The sequence below is a fragment of the Massilia sp. Bi118 genome (assembly GCF_918697865.1).
GTDB lineage: Bacteria > Pseudomonadota > Gammaproteobacteria > Burkholderiales > Burkholderiaceae_D > Telluria.
In genome coordinates this window covers 123,333-142,418 of the sequence record NZ_CAKKMV010000015.1, presented here as the reverse complement: position 1 = coordinate 142,418, position 19,086 = coordinate 123,333, and the positions used below count along the sequence as shown (strand labels likewise).

At 67.9% G+C, this 19,086-nt stretch carries 16 protein-coding genes; 7 read left to right on the top strand and 9 right to left on the bottom strand.

What is annotated here, in order from left to right; all coding sequences use genetic code 11:
* The first annotated feature begins 46 nt into the window (after nt 1–46).
* On the top strand, nt 47–2,749 hold the full coding sequence (gene ligD, locus LQV39_RS20970; protein ID WP_230028674.1) for a DNA ligase D: 2,703 nt from the start codon (nt 47–49) through the stop codon (nt 2,747–2,749).
* A gap of 121 nt (nt 2,750–2,870) precedes the next feature.
* Here ligD and LQV39_RS20965 read toward each other — a convergent pair whose 3' ends face one another.
* The 4 genes from LQV39_RS20965 to LQV39_RS20950 all read right to left on the bottom strand — a co-directional run bounded on the left by LQV39_RS20965 (nt 2,871) and on the right by LQV39_RS20950 (nt 6,770).
* Complete coding sequence (locus tag LQV39_RS20965) at nt 2,871–4,256, bottom strand: transposase (protein WP_230028672.1); 1,386 nt, start codon at nt 4,254–4,256, stop codon at nt 2,871–2,873.
* A gap of 165 nt (nt 4,257–4,421) precedes the next feature.
* Entirely contained in the window at nt 4,422–4,700 is a 279-nt protein-coding gene (locus LQV39_RS20960; protein WP_307727862.1) for a hypothetical protein, read from the bottom strand.
* Entirely contained in the window at nt 4,701–5,771 is a 1,071-nt protein-coding gene (locus LQV39_RS20955) for a Ku protein (RefSeq protein WP_230028670.1), read from the bottom strand.
* Between the two features lie 18 nt (nt 5,772–5,789).
* Nucleotides 5,790–6,770: an SDR family oxidoreductase gene (locus LQV39_RS20950; protein WP_230028667.1), complete on the bottom strand. Its 981-nt coding sequence runs from the start codon at nt 6,768–6,770 to the stop codon at nt 5,790–5,792.
* Between the two features lie 172 nt (nt 6,771–6,942).
* Here LQV39_RS20950 and LQV39_RS20945 point away from each other — a divergent pair, with 172 nt between their 5' ends.
* The 4 genes from LQV39_RS20945 to LQV39_RS20930 are packed head-to-tail and all read left to right on the top strand — an operon-like array spanning nt 6,943 to nt 12,084.
* On the top strand, nt 6,943–8,415 hold the full coding sequence (locus tag LQV39_RS20945) for a diguanylate cyclase (protein ID WP_230028665.1): 1,473 nt from the start codon (nt 6,943–6,945) through the stop codon (nt 8,413–8,415).
* Nucleotides 8,415–10,085 carry a SulP family inorganic anion transporter gene (locus LQV39_RS20940; RefSeq protein ID WP_230028712.1) on the top strand — a complete coding sequence of 557 codons (1,671 nt, stop codon included), beginning with the start codon at nt 8,415–8,417 and terminating at the stop codon, nt 10,083–10,085. The genes LQV39_RS20945 and LQV39_RS20940 overlap by 1 nt, the downstream gene beginning before the upstream one ends.
* A gap of 29 nt (nt 10,086–10,114) precedes the next feature.
* A complete protein-coding gene (locus LQV39_RS20935) occupies nt 10,115–10,315 on the top strand; it encodes a hypothetical protein (RefSeq protein ID WP_230028663.1) in 201 nt (66 codons plus the stop codon).
* Between the two features lie 8 nt (nt 10,316–10,323).
* Nucleotides 10,324–12,084 (top strand): DUF1302 domain-containing protein, encoded by a 1,761-nt coding sequence (locus LQV39_RS20930; protein ID WP_230028661.1) that lies wholly within the window; start codon nt 10,324–10,326, stop codon nt 12,082–12,084.
* A 4-nt stretch (nt 12,085–12,088) separates the two neighbouring features.
* On the opposite strand, the gene LQV39_RS20925 is transcribed toward LQV39_RS20930, so the two are convergent.
* Nucleotides 12,089–12,715: a 1-acyl-sn-glycerol-3-phosphate acyltransferase gene (locus LQV39_RS20925; RefSeq protein ID WP_230028659.1), complete on the bottom strand. Its 627-nt coding sequence runs from the start codon at nt 12,713–12,715 to the stop codon at nt 12,089–12,091.
* Between the two features lie 170 nt (nt 12,716–12,885).
* Between LQV39_RS20925 and arsC the strand changes: the two genes are divergently transcribed.
* Complete coding sequence (gene arsC, locus LQV39_RS20920; protein ID WP_230028658.1) at nt 12,886–13,227, top strand: arsenate reductase (glutaredoxin); 342 nt, start codon at nt 12,886–12,888, stop codon at nt 13,225–13,227.
* A gap of 65 nt (nt 13,228–13,292) precedes the next feature.
* On the opposite strand, the gene LQV39_RS20915 is transcribed toward arsC, so the two are convergent.
* Complete coding sequence (locus tag LQV39_RS20915; protein WP_230028656.1) at nt 13,293–14,426, bottom strand: right-handed parallel beta-helix repeat-containing protein; 1,134 nt, start codon at nt 14,424–14,426, stop codon at nt 13,293–13,295.
* A 192-nt stretch (nt 14,427–14,618) separates the two neighbouring features.
* Between LQV39_RS20915 and LQV39_RS20910 the strand changes: the two genes are divergently transcribed.
* Nucleotides 14,619–15,467 carry an aldo/keto reductase gene (locus LQV39_RS20910; RefSeq protein WP_290368617.1) on the top strand — a complete coding sequence of 283 codons (849 nt, stop codon included), beginning with the start codon at nt 14,619–14,621 and terminating at the stop codon, nt 15,465–15,467.
* A 103-nt stretch (nt 15,468–15,570) separates the two neighbouring features.
* Here LQV39_RS20910 and LQV39_RS20905 read toward each other — a convergent pair whose 3' ends face one another.
* The 3 genes from LQV39_RS20905 to LQV39_RS20895 are packed head-to-tail and all read right to left on the bottom strand — an operon-like array spanning nt 15,571 to nt 19,053.
* Nucleotides 15,571–17,337, bottom strand: a complete 1,767-nt coding sequence (locus tag LQV39_RS20905) for a bifunctional diguanylate cyclase/phosphodiesterase (protein WP_230028654.1) — start codon at nt 17,335–17,337, stop codon at nt 15,571–15,573.
* Complete coding sequence (locus LQV39_RS20900; RefSeq protein WP_230028652.1) at nt 17,327–18,664, bottom strand: sensor domain-containing diguanylate cyclase; 1,338 nt, start codon at nt 18,662–18,664, stop codon at nt 17,327–17,329. The genes LQV39_RS20905 and LQV39_RS20900 overlap by 11 nt, the downstream gene beginning before the upstream one ends.
* Complete coding sequence (locus tag LQV39_RS20895; RefSeq protein ID WP_230028650.1) at nt 18,661–19,053, bottom strand: phosphonate transporter; 393 nt, start codon at nt 19,051–19,053, stop codon at nt 18,661–18,663. The genes LQV39_RS20900 and LQV39_RS20895 overlap by 4 nt, the downstream gene beginning before the upstream one ends.
* Between the last annotated feature and the right edge of the window lie 33 nt (nt 19,054–19,086).

Sequence of the window (19,086 nt, the reverse complement as noted above, 5' to 3'; positions counted from 1 at the left end):
CTCACCGGTACATTGGCAATATTGCTGCTGATGTACAGGTGATACCATGCCCGACGCACTCAAGGAATACAAGGCCAAGCGGAATTTTTCGATCACGTCGGAACCCGCGGAAGGCGGCGACGCCAGCAAGGGCGCGCTGACCTTCGTGATCCAGAAGCACTGGGCCACCAGGCTGCACTACGATTTCCGTCTCGAACTCGACGGCACCATGAAGAGCTGGGCCGTGCCCAAAGGCCCCAGCTACGACAGCCACGACAGGCGCATGGCCGTGCACGTCGAAGACCACCCGATCTCCTACTCCGATTTCGAAGGCACGATTCCGCCCAAGCAGTACGGCGCGGGCGAGGTCATCGTCTGGGACAAAGGAACCTGGGAGCCGATCGGCGACCCGCGCAAGGGCTATGCGAAGGGCGAGATCAAGTTCGAGATCCATGGCCACAAAATGCACGGACGCTGGGTGCTGGTGCGCCTGCGCGGCCACGAGGACGACAAGCAGGAGCCCTGGCTGCTGATCAAGGAAAACGACGAGTACATGCGACCGGCGTCGGAGTTTTCGGTGGTCGACGAGTTCCCGGACAGCGTCAAGGACTTGCCGATGCCGGGTGCGCCCGAGGATCGCGCGGCGGCGCGGACCAAAGTGGCGAAGCTGAAGGCGGAGGCGAAGAAGCCGGCTGCAAAATCGGCTGCGAAGACTGCGGCTGCAAAGACCGCCGCCGCCAAGCCGGCGGCGAAGTCCGCCCGGCGCGGCGCCATGCCCGAAGGCGCCGTGAAAGCCGAGCTGCCCGAGACCATGAACGCCGAGCTGGCGACCCTGGTCGACGGCCCGCCAGAGCGTCCCGAGGAATGGATCTTCGAGATCAAGTTCGACGGCTACCGCATGCTCACCCGGGTTGCCGACAAGGGCAAGGACATCCGTCTGATCACCCGCAACGGCAACGACTGGACCGACAAACTGCGCCCGCTGCAGCAGGAGATCAAGCGCATGAAGCTGCCGGACGGCTGGTACGACGGCGAGATCGTGGTCCACGACGAGAACGGCAAGCCGAACTTCAACCTGCTGCAGCTGGCCTTCGACGGTTCGAATCGCGCCCAGATCGTCTACTTCATCTTCGACGCGCCCTGGATGAAGGGCTACGACCTGCGCGAGGTGCGCCTCGACCAGCGCCGTCCGCTGCTCGAGGAAGTGCTGGCGGCGAAGCCCTCCGACACCGTGCGCTTCTCCAGCGAATTCGGCACCGACCCCAGCCAGCTGGTGGTGGCGGCCTGCCAGATCGGCCTGGAAGGCGTGATCGGCAAGCGCCGCGATTCGCGCTACGTGAACCGCCGCTCGCCCGAATGGATCAAGCTGAAATGCGGGATGCGCCAGGAATTCGTCATCGGCGGCTGGACCGATCCCCATGGCGCGCGCACCGGCATCGGCTCGCTGCTGCTCGGCTACTACGACGAGAAGGGCGTGCTGCGCTATGCCGGCAACTGCGGCAGCGGCTTCAACGGCGCTTCGCTGCGCCACATGCGCGAAACGCTGGAAGCCATCGCGACCGACGAAAATCCCTTCCCGCCGCGCGCGGTGCCCGGCCGCGGCAACCACTGGGTCAAGCCGAACCTGGTGGCCGAGGTGAGTTTTTCGGAGTGGACCGCCACCAATTCGATCCGCCACCCCGTGTTCCAGGGCCTGCGCAAGGACAAGCCGGCGAAGAGTGTGGTGCGCGAGCAGGCCAAGCACGTTCAGGAGAAGTCAGACATGAAATCCGATGAGCAGGCGGCCAGACCGGCCACCAGGGCAGGGAGGGCAGGGCAGGCAGCCAAGGCAGCCAAGGCAGCCAGGCCAACCGAGGCCGGGCCGGACCTGAGCGGCGTGCCGGCAAAGTTCAAGGTCACGCACGGCGAGCGCGTGATGGACAAGGAAAGCGGCGTCACCAAGCTTGAACTGGTCGAGTACTACGCGCTGGTCGGCGAGCTGATGATGGCGCACCTGAAGGGCCGCCCGGTTTCGCTGGTGCGCGCGCCGGAGGGCGTGGGCGGCGAGCTGTTCTTCCAGAAGCATGTGGTCGATCCGCGCAAGATGCCGGGCGTCGGCCAGCTGGCCCAGGCCCTCGATCCGGACCACCCGCGCATGACCCGCATCGACAGCGTCGAGGGCATCCTGTCCTGCGCGCAGTGGAACGTGGTCGAGATCCACAGCCAGAACGCGGTCGAGAAGCGCTACGACACGCCGGACCGCTTCATCTTCGACCTCGACCCGGGCGAGGGCATCAGCTTCTCTCAAGTGCAGGAGGCAGCGGAGGTGATGCGCGTCTTCCTGCAGGAGCTGGGCCTGAATCCCTTCCTCAAGACCAGCGGCGGCAAGGGCCTGCACGTGGTGGTGCCGCTCAAGCCCAGGCTGGACTGGGACACCGTGAAGGACTTCTCGCACGCCATCGTGACCCACCTGGCCAAGACCCTGCCGGAGCGCTTCTCGGACAAGAGCGGCGCCAGGAACCGGGTCGGCCGCATCTTCATCGACTACCTGCGCAACGGCCGCGGCGCCACCACGGTCGCGGCCTGGTCGGCGCGCACGCGGCCCGGGCTGGGGATTTCGGTGCCGGTGCGCTGGGAGGAGTTGATGGATCTGACCTCGGGTGCGCACTGGACCGTGCGCACGGTGGGCGAGCGGCTGGCGATCGGGAATTCGCCCTGGGAGGATTACGAGGACAGCGCGGTCACGCTGACCAAGGCGATGAAGGCGCTCGGGTTCAAGCCGGCGAAGTAACACACCCCGGCGCCGAGGGCGCCGCTCACCGCTTCGGTGGCGGGACCGGGTTGATTTCCTGCGACCAGACCACGGACGCGATCTTCCAGCCGGAGTCAAGGCGCACCAGGTGCCAGCTCTGCTAGCGAGAATGTGCATAGAAGTGTGCACCGTTCTCTTCCTGCCCCGAGCCGTCCTGCTGACCGTGCTCGTCTCTGACAGGCGTCACTTTCCCGCCTCCCGCCGGCCCCGTGCCAGCGGCAGTGCCTGGCGTTACCGCCCGGCTCGCCTCGGGTAGCGCCGGTCGCGCCGCGAGGGCGCCGGTGGCGAGCCGTTGCAAGTTGATCGCCGCGTTGAGGTCGCGACCGTGGTGCGCACCGCAGGCGGCACAGGTCCAGGCGTGCTCGCCCAGGGAAAGGCTGGCGTTGCGCACGCCGCAATGTGAGCACAGTTTGCTTGAGGGGTACCAGCGGTCGGCCAGTACGATATCAGTGCCGTAGCGTGGCGCCTTATACAGCAACTGGCGACGGAACTCGTAAAAGCCGACATCCGCGATCGCGCGCGCCAGCCGGGCGTTGGCCAGCATCCCCTTGACGTTCAGGTCCTCGATCACCACCGCCTGGTTTTCGCGGCAGAGCCGGGTCGTGAGCTTGTGCGTGAAGTCGCGCCGGACTCGGGCGATCTTTGCCTGCAGGCGCGCGAGCGCCAACGCGCCCTTGGTCCGGTTTTTTGATACCGGCAAGCGCGTTCCCTTCGGTATCCGGCCCGTGATACCGGCCGCCGCCTTTGCGCTTTCCAGCTTGCGCGACAGGCGGCGCGATCGGATGCGCAACCTTCGCAATGCGCCTCGGAGTGGCCGTGGCGCGCCGATCTTTTCGCCGCTGGAGAGAGTTGCCGCGCTGCTCACGCCAAGGTCGACGCCGACGATGCCGTCGCCGGTGCGGCGCCGCCGCGCCACGTCGTGCGGCACCTCGACCTGGACCGACAAGAACCACCGGTCCGCTTCGCGCGACACGCTGGCACCCAGGATCCGGCCGGGCCAGCGCAATGCCTCGCGCAGCGCCACGCGGCCGACCTTGGGCAGGATCGCAATCTTATCCTCGAGCCTGAATTTATCGTTTGCCAGATAAAAACTGTCGGTGCAGCGTCCCTTCTTCTTGAAGCGTGGCGGACGAGCCTTCCCTCCGGCGCGGCGCTGCTCGAAATAACGACTCCACGCCCTGGCAAGATTGGCGAAGGGCTGCGCGTGGGCGTCACGATGGATGAGGCGTAACCAGGGCTGGCCGTTGGCATCGAGCCAGGCCGGATCAAGGTACTTGATGGCGTTGAACTGTCTTTTGAGCGCCATCGCATTGGGCTTGCAGCCGCTGGCCACCTGGCGAAGCGACTCGGCCAGCCCCCAGTTCCAGACCCGGCGTGCGGTGCCGGCCGCGCGCGCGAAATAGTCTCGCTGCTCGGGCGTCGGGTCGATCCTGATCCGGTGCGCCAGCAGCATGATCGCCGCGTCTAAGCCCATCGTGTTTTCCATTATCACGATTCGACACTTCTACGCACGCTTGGTTCGACTAGAGGCAAGCTCCTCGATGGCAATAGATAGGCAAGCCCAAGATAGGGATGCGGCTTCTTCTTGTCCAATGAAATGCGCCGAGTCGTGTATCGGGTGCGGCAAAGCGGTGGACACGGCGTGCCCACCCTATGCAGTCTGCGTCTCTTCGCGGCTCTCCGACTCCGCTTCTTTATGGTTGCGGAAAATCGCGCGCACGTTCATGGCCAGCAGGCCGACCTGCAGCGCGATCAAGGCCCAGGCCTCGTCATGCACGCCCCAGACGATCCACAGGATGTTGGAGGCAATGAAGGTATAGAACCCGAAGATCCGGCGCCGCGCATGGCGGGCGCCGACCAGGAAGGCTGCGGCCAGCGTCACCGCCATCGCCGGCCATTGCAGGAAGTCGATCAGCGTATCCAGATCCACTCAGGCCGCCTTCCTGCGCTTGGCGGTGGTCTTGGCGGCGGTGGCGGTCTTGGCGACAGCCTTTTTAGCCGGGGCTTTCGCGGCAGCTTTCCTGGCCGCCGGCTTCTTGGCCGCAGCAGTGTGCGCGTGCACGGTCGCGCGCGAGGAAGACTTGCGCGCACGCGGCGGCGGCGTATCCGACGCATCGTCGTCTTCATCGGCGGCCGGCTTGCGCGACTTTCGCGGCGGCGGATCGTCGTCGTCGTCATCGTCGTCCGCCGCAGCGCGCGCCGGCTTCTTGCCCAGGCTGGCCTGCAGCAGCGAGACCAGGTCGATGACCTTGGCCTTGGCCGGCTTCTTGGCCTCGTCCGGGTCGGGCATGGTGATGGTCTTGGTCTGCTTGGCCGCGATCTTCTTCTTGATCAGGGCCATGACGTCTTCGCGGTAGGTGTCGTGGTACTGGTTCGGCTTCCAGCGCTCGCTCATGCCTTCGACCAGCGCCCTGGCCATCTGCAGCTCCTTGGGCGTCACCTGGGCCGCCTTCGCATTCTCGTCGGGGATCTTGAGTTCGTCGGTCGGGCGGATCTCGTCCGGGTAGCGCAGCGTGATCAGGACGATGGTGTCGCCGACGCAGACCAGCGCCGCCAGGTGCTGCTTGACGCGGATGACGACGTTGGCGATGCCGATCTTGCCGACGTCGCGCAGGGTCTCGCGCAGCAGCGCATAGACCTTGTCGCCGCCCTTGCCCGGAGCGAGGTAGTAGGGCTGCTCGTAGTAGATCAGCGGCACCTGGCCGGCGTCGACGAAGGCCAGGATGTCGATGGTCTGGGTCGCTTCCGGATTGGCGCGGCGCAGGTCCTCGTCGGACAGCACCACGTATTCGTCGTCGGCGTATTCATAGCCCTTGATGATGTCGTCCCAGGAGACTTCCTTGCCGGTGTTCTTGTTGTAGCGCTTGAAGCCGATCGGCGCGAAATCACGGCGGTCGAGCATGTGCAGGTCCAGCGAGTGTTCGCTGGTTGCCGGATACAGTTCGACCGGGATGTGCACCAGCCCGAAGCTGATCGCGCCCTTCCACATGCTGCGAGCCATCGCAATCTCCTCGAAAGTTTATTCGCCCACCGAGCCGGTAATCGGCAGCACCACGCCCGTCACATAGCCCGAGCACACGCTCGACGCCAGGTACACATAGGCCGGCGACAGCTCTTCCGGCTGGGCCGGGCGGCCGAAGGTGGTCTGCTGGCCGAACTTGGTGATGTCTTCCGGCGACTGGTCGGCCGGGTTCAGCGGCGTCCACACCGGGCCCGGGGCCACACAGTTCACGCGGATGCCCTTGTCGAGCAGGTTGGCCGCCAGCGACATCGTGAAGGCGTGGATCGCGCCCTTGGTGGTCGAATAGTCGAGCAGCTTCTTCGAGCCCTTCAGGCCCGTCACCGAGCCGGTGTTGACGATGGCGGCGCCGCGCTTCATGTAGGGCAGGCAGGCCTTCGCCATGTGGAAGTAGCCGTAGATGTTGGTGCGCATGGTCTCGTCGAAGCGGTCTTCGGTCAGGTCCAGCAGCGATTCCGCGTGTTCCTGGAAGGCGGCGTTGTTGACCAGGACGTCCAGGCGGCCGAATTTGGCGACGATCTGGTCGACGGCCTGCTGGCAGAACGCCATGTCCTTGACGTCGCCGGCCACGGTCACGCACTGGCGGCCTTCGGCTTCGATGTAGCGCTGGGTCTCGGCGGCGTCCTCGTGTTCGTTCAGGTAGAGGATGGCGACGTCGGCGCCTTCGCGCGCGAACAGGATCGCGACCGCACGGCCGATGCCGGAATCGCCGCCGGTGACGATGGCGACCTGGCCTTCCAGCTTGCCGCTGCCCTTGTAGCCCTCGGCCATGAACTTCGGCTTCAGCTCCATCTGCGCTTCCAGGCCCGGCTTGGCCAGGTGCTGGGCCGGGAAGTCGCCGGAGGGCTGCCTGACGCCGGTCTGGGCGGCGCTGTCACCGCCGCCGCCGCCCTGATCGCCCTTCTGCATGCTGGCGTCGTGCTGGTCCTGGCGGTTCTGGATTGCCTTCTGCTTGTTCGCTACATCGTCCTGATTGGCCATGCTCATTCTCCTTGTCCGAAGCGTGTTTCCCGATTCCGCAGTATTCACGCCGCAGCGCGCTTGCTACCGTGCGCTTCCACACACAGCGCCGCATTTGCTGGCCGCACCAGGTGCTTTGTGGCAAACTTCGGCCTGTAACAGGCTTCATTGACCGGCTATACCAGGAGCGCAGATGTCGCAGCAGGACCAGCAGCACGCAGGATCGACGGGGATCTACCTCAGCCCGATGGCGCAGCGGCGCGCGGATTTCGACCAGGCTTGCGCCCCGCTGTTCGCGCAGCTGCACCTGGCCGACAGCGTCGATGGCGCCACCAGCCTGCTGGCCGGGGCGCCCGCCGGCCTGCTGGTGATCGACCTCGAACGCTTCGAACCGAGCATCGACCTGGACGCGCTGGCCGGCTTGCTGGCGCGCCGCGGCGACGGTCCGGTCCTGCTGCTGTGCCCCTACACCTACGCGCGCTGGCTGCCGCTGCTGAACCGCGTCAGGCCGGCGGCGTATGTCATCACGCCGATCGAACCGGCGCGGCTGCGGACAGCCGTCCAGCAGTGCCTGGACAACGCCGGCGGCGCAGTTCCTGCCGCCGATGCGGATGCTCTGCGCGCGCTGCTCGACTTGCGCGCCCATGTGCAGGCCGCGCTCGAGGCGCCGATGGAAGCGCCCGACCTGGGCGAACGCCTGAGCCAGGCCCTGCTGGCATGGCCGGGCGTGCTGCACGCCGCCATGTTCCGCCTGCGGCCGGACGGCGACCTGCAGCTCGAGGCCGAACAGGGAAGAGACAGCGCAGCCGGGCTGCGCCTGGGCGTCCTCCTGCAGCGCAGCGAGCGCCTGCTGCAGGCGCCGCTGCGCCACGCCTTCCCCGGCCTGCTGGCTGCCGCCACCGGCGAGCCGGCGCTGCTGGACACCCTTGACCAGGCCGCCGAACCGGCCCTGGCGCAGGAGCTGCGCGCGCATGGTGTGGTGCAGGCGCTGGGCCTGCCGATTCCGGCCGACGGCCCGGGCGCTCCGCGCGGCGCGCTGTCGCTGCTGCTGGCTAGCCCCGCCGCGCTGGCGCCGGAAGCCTGGTCCACGCTGGGCGATTGCGCCGCCATGGCCGCGCTGGGCCTGCGCCTGGCAGACATGAATCTTGAAGCCGAGCAGCTGCTGGCGCGCCTGACCTACGTGTCGACCACCGACGCCCTGACCGCCGTCGCCAACCGCCGCCACGGCGAGGAGCTGCTGGAGCGCGAAGTAAAGCGCGCGCGCCGCTACCGTGCGCCGCTGGCGCTGCTGTCCTTCGACATCGACCGCTTCAAGGCGATCAACGACAACTATGGCCACCCGGTCGGCGACGTCGCACTGCGCACGGTGGCCGATTGCGTGCGCGCGCTGCTGCGCTCCAGCGACGTGCTGGTGCGCTCGGGGGGCGAGGAATTCCACGTGATCGCGCCGCATACCAGCGCGATCGACGGCCTCAAGATGGCCGAGAAGATCCGCCACGCGGTCGAGCAGGCGGCGATTCCCGGCTGCGACCACGTCACGGTCAGCCTTGGCGTGGCCCAGCTGGGCGAGCAGGAGAGCGCCGACTCGCTGGTGCAGCGGGTCGAGGCCGCGATGGCGCGCGCCAAGCGGGCAGGGCGCAACTGCGTCGAACTGGCGATGCAATGATGCTGGCCTGGGTGAAAAACTACCGCCGCGCGTGGCTGGCGGGAGATTTGGCCGCGGGCGCGGTGGTTGCCATGATGATGATCCCGCAGGGGATGGCCTATGCGCTGGTGGCCGGCCTGCCGCCGGTCGCGGGCATCTACGCCAGCATCCTGCCGCTGCTGCTGTACGCGCTGTTCGGCACCAGCAGCAGCCAGTCGGTGGGGCCGATGGCGATCATTTCGCTGATGACGGCGTCCGCACTGGCGCCGCTGGCGGCGCCGGGCACCGTCGTCTACGCCACGCTGGCCGGCCAGCTGGCCCTGCTGTCCGGCGTGGTGCTGCTGGCCTGTGGCCTGCTGCGCCTGGGTTTCCTCGCCAATTTCTTCTCGCGCCCTGTCATGAATGGCTTCACGATCGGCTCCTCGATCCTGATCGCCTGGGACCAGCTGGGCACCCTGCTGGGCGCCGCGCCGCCGCACTGGCATGGGCCGAGCGCCGCGCTGGGCCTGGGCGCGCTGGCGCTGCTGGTGCTGGCGCGCCGCCACGGGTCCGCGCTGCTGCGGCGCTGCGGCCTGCCGCCGTCCGCCGCCGACATCGGCGCGCGCCTGGCGCCGATGCTGGTGGTGCTGGGCGCGATCGCGGCGGTGGCCCTGCTGGGCCTGGACCGGATGGGCGTACGCGTCATCGGCCAGGTGCCGGCGGGGCTGCCGCACCTGAACCTGGCCACCTCGGGCGCGCACTGGCAGCTGCTGCTCAAGCCGGCCCTGCTGATCGGCTTCATGTGCTTCCTGCTGTCGATGTCCGGTGCCCAGGCGCTGGCCGCCAAGAAGGGCGAGAAGCTGCTGACGAACGCCGAGCTGGTGGGCCTGGGCGCCGCCAACATCGGCAGCTTCCTGAGCGGCGCGTTTCCCGTCACCGCCAGCCTGTCGCGCTCCGCCGTGAATTTCTCGGCCGGCGCCAACTCCCAGCTGGCCGGGGTCGTGACCGCGCTGCTGCTGGGCGCGGCCCTGGTGCTGCCGACCGGCTGGCTGGCGCTGCTGCCGCTGCCGGTGCTGTCGGCCACCATCATCGTCGCGGTGCTGGGGATGCTGGAGTCAGGCACCCTGCGCACCGCCTGGCGCTACGACCGCGCCGATGCGCTGGCGCTGCTGGCCACCGCCGGCGGGGTGCTGCTGATGGGCGTCGAGGCAGGGGTCGTGGTCGGCCTGCTGCTGTCGATGGGAGCGATGATCTGGCGCGAGAGCCGGCCGCACATCGCGGTGCTGGGACGCATCGCCGGCACCGAGCATTTCCGCAACGTCGACCGCTACGATACCGAGACCCGCAGCGGGGTCTTGCTGCTGCGCGTCGATGCCGGCCTCTTTTTCGGCAACGTCGAGGCGGTCAGCGCCCGTGCCGAGGAAGAGCTGGGGCAGCACGAAGGCGTGCGCGAACTGGTGCTGGTGCTGTCGGCGGTGAACGCGATCGACACCTCGGCGCTGTTCGGCCTGCTGGAGCTGAACGCCACGCTCGCGCAGCGCGGCGTGCGCCTGCATCTTGCCGAGGTCAAGGGGCCGGTGATGGACCGCCTCAAGCAGTCGACCCTGCTGGAGCGCCTGAGCGGTCAGGTCTTCCTCAGCACGGCAAATGCGTGGCATGCACTTAGCAGCAAGGGAGATGATTGCCAAGATTCTGTCGGTATGGCAATATGATTTGTGTCAATACTTCCGGGGGGGGAGTCATGTCGAGTCGAAACAGCCTTTCCTTGTTGTTGTCTGCAATCTTCCTCTACCTGCTTGTCAGCCGGGCCACGCCCATGCAGGCGTTTGCCGCGCTCATCGTGGCCCTGGGTTTCGAACTCACCCTGAACAGGCGCCACCGCGACCGGCTGGAGAATGCCCGGATCCGGGTCCGCGTGCGGCGCCAGCGCGACCTGCGCTGAGTTCCCCCATGCTGCCCCGCACATCGCCCACGTCCGGGCTCACCTCCGGCGCGCTGGCGCTGGCCATGCTTGCTGCCTCCCCGATCGAGGCAAGCGAAGGCCTGAGCCTGTCCGGCCGCATCGCCTTCGGCGGCGTCACCCGCCTGGAAGCGCCCGATCCGCTCCTGCTCACCGCCGGCAACGCGGCTGCGATCGGCCTGGTCGGCCACGGCATGGGCGCCAACGCCGACGACGCCAACCTGAATTATGCGCGCCACGACTGGGTGTCGCGCGCCTGGCTCGGCAACCTCGACCTGCGCTACGAGGGCGCGGGCGTAACAGGGCTGGCGCGCATCAAGGCCTGGTACGACGACGGCCAGCGCCATGACGCCCGGCCCTGGGGCAACTCGATCAGCCGCTATGCCGCCGGACAGCCGCTCGGCGATGCCGGCATGGGCAGCTTGAACCGCTTTTCCGGCGTCGCGCTGGGCGAAGCCTGGCTCGAGCGCAGCATGGCGCTGGGCGGGGGCAGCCTGCTGGTGCGCGCCGGCCGCCAGCTGACGCCGTGGAGCGAGCGCGGGCCGGCGCTGGACGCCATGGGACCGCGCGATTTTCCGGCCTTGCGGCGCGCCGGCAGCCTGCCCCAGGAGACACGGATCGCGGCGCCGATGCTGTTCGCGCGCGCCGGCCTGGCGCCCGGCTGGGCGCTGGAAGGCTTCGTGCAGGGCTTCCGTCCTGGTGTGAGCGATACCTGCGGCACTTTCTGGGCGATCAGCGACTACGCGGCCGAGGGCTGCGACACCGTGATGGGCGGCCCGCCGCTTGGCCTGAACGACCGTGCGCGAGTGGCCCAGGGCGCGGTCATACAGCGCCTGCCGAGCGTGCAGCCCGGGGCGCCGAACCGCGGCCTGGCGCTGTTCTGGCAGGCCGGGGCGGATACCGAATTCGGCCTCTACCATGCGCGCTACGGCTGGCGCATGCCGGTGCCGAGCATGCGGCGTTCCGCGCGCGTCGGCGCGCCCCTGATTCCAGGCGATCCCGACGGCCTCAACATGCGTTTTCTTACCGAGTTCGTCGGTAACGCGGGCCTGTCCGCCTTGACTGCGCGGCGCCGGACCGGCGCCACGACCTTCGGCGCCGAGCTGTCCTGGCGTGAAAGGATTCCTTTCATGCTGTCGCCGGCGGACGCGCTGCCGGCTTTCCTCAGCCCCAACGCGCCGTCGCTTCTGCGCGCCAGTATCGATGCCATGCCGCCGGGCGCCATCTTCCACGGCTACGACCTGTATTCGATGGCCCAGCTGCAGCTGAGCGTGCAGCACCGCTGGAATGTCTTCGGCCTCCCGCTGACCGGGCTGGTGGAACTGCTGGGCAAGCACACGCCCGGCTTGCCGCACCAGGCCGTGCGCCGCTATGGCCGCGCCGACGTCTTCGGTCCGGGGCCGGTGAACGGCGTCTGCACGGTAATGACGGGCGATGCGGCGCGCCAGTGCAGCCTGCGCGGCTACCACACGGCCAATGCCTGGAGCTACCGCCTGCGCCTGGACACGCGGCTCCCCGAGCTGGGGGCCGGCCTGGAGATGAAGCTGACGGCCGGCTTCGGCCATGAGGTAAAGGGCTGGTCCGGCGATTTCGCGATCAACGAAGGCCGGCACATGCTGTCGGCCGGCTGCCAGTTCGAGTACCGCAAGCGCTATTTCGCCGACCTGCACTACGTCGGCATCTGGGGCGGCGACTACAACCCGACGACGGACCGCGACACGCTGGCGCTGTCCGCCGGAGTACGCTTCTAGCTGGTCAGGCCGGCTTGCGGGCCTCGTCCGAACCCGGCTCGGCCAGGCGGATCGGCGCCGCATCCTTCGGGTACCTGGCCTGCACGCCTTCGTAGACGGCGGCGATGGCCGCCATGTCGGCGGCTTCGTCGTCGCTCAGGGTGATGGATTTGGTGACGTCGACGATCTTCCTGCCGTAGTCGATCGACACCAGCAGCACCGGCACCCTGGCGGCCAGCGCGATGCGGTAGAAACCGCTCTTCCAGTAGGGACGGTAGCTGCGCGTGCCTTCCGGCGTGATCGCCAGCCAGAACCATTTCGATTCCAGCATGTCCTCGGCCAGGCGGCGGATCGCGCCCTGCGGCGCGCTGCGGTCGACCGCCACGCCGCCCCAGTAGCGCATGACGATGCCCATTACGCCGCGGAACAGCGAGTCCTTGGCCAGCCAGCGGAAGTGCAGGCCGACCGCCCACTTGGCGAGCAGGCCGACGAAGAAGTCGATGTTCGAGGTGTGCGGATAGACGACGGCGATGCCATGCGGGCCGGGAAGGGGTTGGAAATAGACGTTCCAGCCAACCAGGTTCAGCAGGCGCAGGGCGGTGCGTTGACCCCAGGTCGGCAGGGCTGCCGGGCGCATCAGGTGTTCTTGCATTGTCTGTCTTTCAACCGGGTTTGTTCCGTTGCGTCCCGGAAAATAAAGCGGGGATTCTATAGCGGGAAAAAACGCCGGACAAGCAAAAAGACTGGAAGCGTTGTAGCGGCGTCGGTATGATCCCTTGCCCAAGCAGCAAGTCGGCAGCTTATTTGAAGAGGAATTTAACGATGGACATCAAGATTTTTCACAATTCGCGCTGCGGCACCTCGCGCACCACGCTGGACGCGATCCGCGACGCCGGCCATGAACCGGAGGTGGTCGACTACCTGGCCAATCCGCCGGCACGCGAACAGCTGAAGAAGATGATCGCGGACGCCGGCCTGTCGGTGCGCGAGGCGGTGCGCAGCAAGGAAGCGCGCTACGGGGAACTGGGGCTGGACGGCGCCGATGACGAGGCGCTGCTGGACGCCATGGTCGCCAACCCGATCCTGATCAACCGGCCCTTCGTGGTCACGCCCAAGGGTGTGCGCCTGTGCCGGCCGTCGGAACTGGTGAACGAAATCCTCTAGAGCGTTCAACAACGGCCCCAGGGCGAGACGCTGCAACGCCGCCATGGGGCCGTTGTTGGACGCTCTCAGTGCTGGCAGGCGCCGATGTCGACCGACTCTTTTTGCCCGCGTGACTTGCCGTAGAAGTCGGGCCCGTCGGCGCCGTGCTCCAGGCCTTTGCCGATGGCCGGCGAATCCGCCGCGAGGCGGAAGTCCGGCGTGCCGCTGCGCGAGTAGCTGAGGAAGCCCGGTGCGGCGGCGACCGTGCCGGCATGCCGCATGCCCTCGGCCAGCCGCCAGTCCGCTTCCTTGTTGCCGAACACCAGGTTGTTGCGGTAGCTGTTGTGTTTGCCCGTGGCGCCCTGTTCGGAGATGCCGTAGCGGTTGTCGTACACGATGTTGTTGAACACGTGGGTGTTATCGTTCGGCCCCTTGGTGTGATAGAAGTCGCCGCCGCCCACTAGGATGCCGGTGTTCGAGGCCGTGATCGTGTTGTTGACCACGATGACCTTGTGCGCGTCGTGCCACAGGTGGACGCCGGCCTCGGCGACCCGGTAGACGATGTTGTTGCGCACCGTGCCCGGCGTGTTCACGTAGATGCCCTGCACGTAGCGGCAGCCCGGCGGGCCGATGTCGTGCACGCTGTTGCCGATGACCTCCGAATACATGCCCTTGTAATAGCTGTCGACCCCGATGCCGGAGCCGCCCTTGCTGGTGCAGGGCAGCGTGGTGGCGATGTGGTGCACGTGGTTGGAGGCGATGCGGTTATAGGAGCCGCCGCTGTAGATGCCGGTGGTCCAGGGCTGGCCCTCGGTACGCGGCGAGCCGTCGACCTCGAAGCCCTGGATGTCGACATAGCTGGCGCGGTTGTCCCAGGCCATGTCGGTGCCGGAGACGGGCGGCGGCACCAGCCGCGCCTGCCAGCGTTCCGTCGAGCGGAACACGATGCGGGCATTCGCCATGCCGTTGATGCTGGTGCGGAAGCCGCCCTGATAGGTGCCCGGCAGCACGTTGACGGTGGTGCCGGGCGTGACCAGCTGGGCCGCCCGCGCGAGCGAGCGCAGCGGCGCGGCGCGGGTGCCGGGATTGCTGTCCAGGCCATCCTGCGCCACCCACAGCTCGGTCGGCACCACCTGGGGCGTGACTGCCACCGGGTGGCTGTCCTTGACGGTGCAGCCGACCGCCGCAAGCGCCGCACAGGCGCACAAGGTGGTGATCATGGTCGATGCGCACCGCGCCAAGCGGTGCCTTAAAGAAACGATGTGTGTCGGTGTCATGGTCGCGCTACATGCGGGAACTAACCGGTCCAGTGTGCGCCTCCCATCTGGCACGCAAAGCCGTCTGGCTCAATCTCGCCCTTGAGCGCGCACAAACCCTGAGTTATCGTTGCCCTTCACGCAAAGGAGGGCACATTGAACAGTTTGCTATTACCATCGGGCAGCCGGATTCCCGTGCTCGGCCAGGGCACCTGGAACATGGGCGAGGACCCGTCCGCGCGCCGGGACGAAGTCGCGGCCCTGCGCCTCGGCATGGACCTGGGCGTGACGCTGATCGACACGGCCGAGATGTACGGCGAGGGCGGCGCCGAGGAAGTGGTCGGCGAGGCGATCGCCGGCCGCCGCGAGGAAGTCTTCCTGGTGAGTAAAGTCTATCCGCACAATGCCGACCGCCGCGGCGTGCAGGCCGCCTGCGAGCGCAGCCTGCGGCGCCTGAACACCGAACGCATCGACCTCTACCTGCTGCACTGGCGCGGCAATGTGCCGGTCGGGGAGACCCTGGAAGCCTTCATGCGCCTGCGCGAACAGGGCAAGATCGGCGACTTCGGGGTGAGCAACTTCGACCTCGACGACATGCTGGAAGCAGCCGCGCTGCCCGGCGGCGAACTGCTGGCCGCCGACCAGGTCCTGTACAACCTGTCACAGCGCGGCGTCGAATGGGAGCTGCTGCCCTGGTGCCGCGAACGGCGGATCCCGGTAATGGCGTATTCGCCGCTGGAATCGGAGCCGGCCTCGCAGGCCGCGATGCTCGGCAATCCCCAGCTGGCGGCGGTGGCGCGCCGCCACGGCGTTACGCCTGCCCAGGTGGCGCTGGCCTGGCTGCTGCGCCAGGAGGACGTGGTGGTGATTCCGAAGGCAGTGCGGCCGCAGCACGTGCGCGAAAACCGCGCCGCGCTGGACCTGAACCTGACGGCGGAAGACCTGGCCCAGCTCGATGCCGGCTTCCCGGCCCCGAGCAGGCGCCGGCCGCTGGCGATGCGCTAAATAACTAGCGCCTGAGAAAGCTCTCAGGGCAAGGCGCATCGTCGAAGACGGTACGCGAGTACGGCGAGACGATGCAACGCCGCCATGGGGGCTTTATCAGGCGCTAAGCCGCCGCAGGCAAGGCTGCGCGCAGCCAGTCCAGCAAGGCCGGTGAGGTGAGAGGACGGCTGAACAGATAGCCTTGTCCCTTGGCGCACTGCTGGTCGCGGACGGCGGCCGCCTGCGCCTCGGTCTCGATGCCCTCGGCCACGGTGTTCATGCCCAGGCTCTGGGCGACCTTGACGGTGGCTTCGATCAGCACGCGGTGGTGCTGGCTGGTGTCGGCCTGGCAGACGAAAGAGCGGTCGATCTTGACCGTGTCCACCGGCAGCTGGTGCAGGCTGGACAGCGAGGAATAGCCGGTGCCGAAGTCGTCCAGCGCCAGCGTGATGCCGATCGCCTTCAGCTCGTGCAGGCGGTCCTGCACCTGCTGGTCCTGGGCCGCCAGGCTTTCCGTCACCTCCAGCTGCAGCTGGGACGGATGCATGCCCTCGAGCTCGAGGATCTGCTGTACGGTGGCCGGCCAGTCCGGCTGGCCCAGCTGGGCGCGCGACAGGTTCACCGCCAGCAGGCGCGGCGCGCCGGACCCGAGCTCGCGCTGCCAGGCCATGAAGTCGCGGCAGGCGCGGCGCAGCACGAAGTCGCCCAGCGCCCCGATCAGGCCCGATTCCTCGGCCACCTGGATGAATTCGAAAGGCGGCACCACGCCGCGCGCCGGATGCTGCCAGCGCACCAGGGCCTCGACCCCGGCCGAAAAGTCGGTGCCGCCGTCCGCTCGCAGTCCCACCACCGGCTGGTAGACCACGAACAGCTGCTCTTCCACCAAAGCCAGGCGCAGGTCCGCTTCGATGTCGGCGCGGCGCGCGGCGCGCTCGCGCATGGCCGGCTCGAACACCGTGCAATGGTTGCCGCCGGTGTGCTTGGCTTCGACCATGGCGATGCTGGCGTCGCGCAGCATCTCGCCCGCGAAATCGCCGGCGTCCGCGCCCCAGACCAGGCCCATCGACAGCTTGCAGGTGATCTCCTGGCCGCTGGGCAGCTGGTGCGGGCGTGCCAGCGCTTCGAGCAGGCGCAGTGCGATCTTCAGCGCGTCCTCGCGCGAACGCAGGCCGTCCAGCAGCACGGCGAATTCGTCGGCGCCGACCCGCGCCGCCATCTGGCCGCTGCCGGCATTCGGGTCGATCCGGTCGCTGGGCGGGCGCAGGGTAGCGCGGACCCGCTCGCCGATCTGCACCAGCAGGCGGTCGCCGGCGCTCTGGCCGAGGGCGTCGTTGATCTGGCGGAAGCGGTCGCAATTCATGAACAGCAGCGCGAAGCCGGTGCTGCTCGCAGGCCGCCCCAGCATCTGCTGCGCCTGTTCCAGCAGCGCTTCGCGGTTCGGCATGCGGGTCAGGGCGTCGGTGCGGGCCGCCGTCTTGAGGCGTTTGGCCAGCCTTTCCTGCTCGCGCAGCACCTCGTGGCTGGCGTCGGTGACCACGGCCATCAGGCGGCTCGGGTCGAGCTTCAGCACCGACAGCGACAGCCATTGCGGCGCGCCCGGCGTGGCGGCGTCGCCCAGTTGCAGGCGCAGGCCTTCGCAGACGGCGCCGGAGGGCTCGCCGAAGCTGTCCGCCAGTTCGCGCAGCTGCGGCGCCACGCCCTGCAGCACGGTGAACAGGTTGTCCATGCTGCCGTCGCGCACCAGTGGCATCAGGAGGCTGGAGGACATCGGGTTGAGCATGTCGACCGTGCCGTCCAGGCTGCACTGCACCAGGCCGATCGGGGCGCGGTACAGGAATTGCACCAGGGCTTCGTAGGCGTCGAGGGTATTCGGCTGGTTGTCAGGCTGCATCGAGGTCTCCGTTCCAGCATTCGACGCGGTTGCGGCCCTTCGCCTTGGCGGCGTACAGGGCCCGGTCGGCGCGTTTGATCAGGGTGTCGAGGTCGATGGTCTCGCCGGCGCGGATCGCGGCGATGCCGGCGCTGACCGTGTAGGCAATCGAGGCGCCCTCGAAGCCGACCGGCTGGCCTTCGACCAGCTGGCGCAGGCGCTCGGCAACGGCGGCGGCGCCGGCCAGGGTCGAGGAGGGCAGCAGCACGGCAAACTCTTCGCCGCCCACGCGCGCCACCACGTCGACCTGACGGAAGGTGAGCGCCAGCGCGGCGCCGAGCTGACGCAGCACGCGGTCGCCGGCGGGGTGGCCATGGCGGTCGTTGATCTGCTTGAAGTGATCGGCGTCGAACAGGATCAGGGCGGTCGGGCGCGGCGTGCGGCGGTTGCGCGTCAGCTCGAGTTCCGCCGCTTCGAAAAAGGCGCGGCGGTTGGCGACGCCGGTCAGGTGGTCGCAGAACACCGACCTGCGGCGCTTGTCGATGGCGTCGCGCTTGTCGCTGATGTCGCGCAGGACCAGGCAATAGGCCGGCTCGCCCTCGGCGACGTCGCTCGGCTCGCGGTCCGGCATCGGCGAGATCATGCTGCTGCCGAAGAACTGGCTGCCGTCGGCCCGCAGGCGCGGGCCTTCGTCCAGGCTCCAGCCGTTGGCATCGGCTTCGCGCAGGCGGTCGCCGACCAGGTCCGGGGTCGTCGCGCCCTCCGGATAGAACACGGAATAGGGCTGCCCGACCACTGCCGGCGTGAAACCGGTGACGCGGGCGATGGTCTCGTTCCAGCCGCTCACCCGGCCTTCGCGGTCCAGCCCCACCAGCGCGTAATCGCTGATGCTGGTGAGGAGGGCGTTCAGCCAGGCGTCGCTCTGGCGCAGCTGGCGTTCGCGGCGCACCTGCTCGCTGACGTCCGACAGCACGGCCATCAGGCGCGCGCCGTCCAGCTTCAGGAGGCTCAGCGACAGCACCTGCGGTACGCGCATGCGCTTGTCCGCCACACCGCTGTTCAGGTGGATGTGCAGGCCGTCGCAGATCATGCCGTTCGGAGGCGTGAAGGTCTCGCACAGGTGGCGCAGTTCGGGCGCCACGTCTTCCAGCGCGGCAAACAGATTGGTCAGGCAGCCGTCGCGCGACAGCGGCATCAGCAGCTGGGCGGAGATCGGATTGATCATCGCGATCTCGCCGTCGATGCCGGTCTGCACCAGGCCCACCGGGGCCAGGTACAGGAACTGGATCAGCGCTTCGTGCTCGGCCGCCAGCTGGGCGTGCGCATCCAGGCCCACAGCCACGCTCACAGCTTGCGCTGCACCAGCACGTAGCGCTGCGCGCTGCCCGGTTCGGCCAGCAGGCGCAGTTTCACCTTGATTGGACGCATGCGCAGGGTCAGCACGTAGTCGATGGTGTCGTCGAGCGGGCTGCCCTCATCCTGTGCGTCTTCGAAGCGCTGGGCCACCATGAAATTGTTCATGCAGGGCGCGACGTTGGTGAACAGCGGTTGGCCGAGCACGCGCGAGGTGCTCAGGCCGGCGGCTTCGGATTCGGTCTGGTTGTACTGACTGACCACGGTCTCGCCATCGAAGCCGATCACGCCGAAGTCCAGGCGGTCGAGTTGTTCTGCGCTCAGTTGCGCCAGTTGGCCGTGCAGGGCGGGTGCAGTGAAAGACAGGTCGGTGACGGCGTTCATGGCGTTCTCTTGTGAAGAGGGGATTGTTGCAAC

Excerpts from the sequence above, each read along its gene's own strand:
- ligD (WP_230028674.1), top strand. The coding sequence starts at position 47 with ATGCCCGACGCACTCAAGGAATACAAGGCCAAGCGGAATTTTTCGATC.
- LQV39_RS20965 (WP_230028672.1), bottom strand. The coding sequence starts at position 4,256 with ATGGAAAACACGATGGGCTTAGACGCGGCGATCATGCTGCTGGCGCAC.
- LQV39_RS20955 (WP_230028670.1), bottom strand. The coding sequence starts at position 5,771 with ATGGCTCGCAGCATGTGGAAGGGCGCGATCAGCTTCGGGCTGGTGCAC.
- LQV39_RS20950 (WP_230028667.1), bottom strand. The coding sequence starts at position 6,770 with ATGGCCAATCAGGACGATGTAGCGAACAAGCAGAAGGCAATCCAGAAC.
- LQV39_RS20945 (WP_230028665.1), top strand. The coding sequence starts at position 6,943 with ATGTCGCAGCAGGACCAGCAGCACGCAGGATCGACGGGGATCTACCTC.
- LQV39_RS20940 (WP_230028712.1), top strand. The coding sequence starts at position 8,415 with ATGCTGGCCTGGGTGAAAAACTACCGCCGCGCGTGGCTGGCGGGAGAT.
- LQV39_RS20935 (WP_230028663.1), top strand. The coding sequence starts at position 10,115 with ATGTCGAGTCGAAACAGCCTTTCCTTGTTGTTGTCTGCAATCTTCCTC.
- LQV39_RS20930 (WP_230028661.1), top strand. The coding sequence starts at position 10,324 with ATGCTGCCCCGCACATCGCCCACGTCCGGGCTCACCTCCGGCGCGCTG.
- LQV39_RS20925 (WP_230028659.1), bottom strand. The coding sequence starts at position 12,715 with ATGCAAGAACACCTGATGCGCCCGGCAGCCCTGCCGACCTGGGGTCAA.
- arsC (WP_230028658.1), top strand. The coding sequence starts at position 12,886 with ATGGACATCAAGATTTTTCACAATTCGCGCTGCGGCACCTCGCGCACC.
- LQV39_RS20915 (WP_230028656.1), bottom strand. The coding sequence starts at position 14,426 with ATGATCACCACCTTGTGCGCCTGTGCGGCGCTTGCGGCGGTCGGCTGC.
- LQV39_RS20905 (WP_230028654.1), bottom strand. The coding sequence starts at position 17,337 with ATGCAGCCTGACAACCAGCCGAATACCCTCGACGCCTACGAAGCCCTG.
- LQV39_RS20895 (WP_230028650.1), bottom strand. The coding sequence starts at position 19,053 with ATGAACGCCGTCACCGACCTGTCTTTCACTGCACCCGCCCTGCACGGC.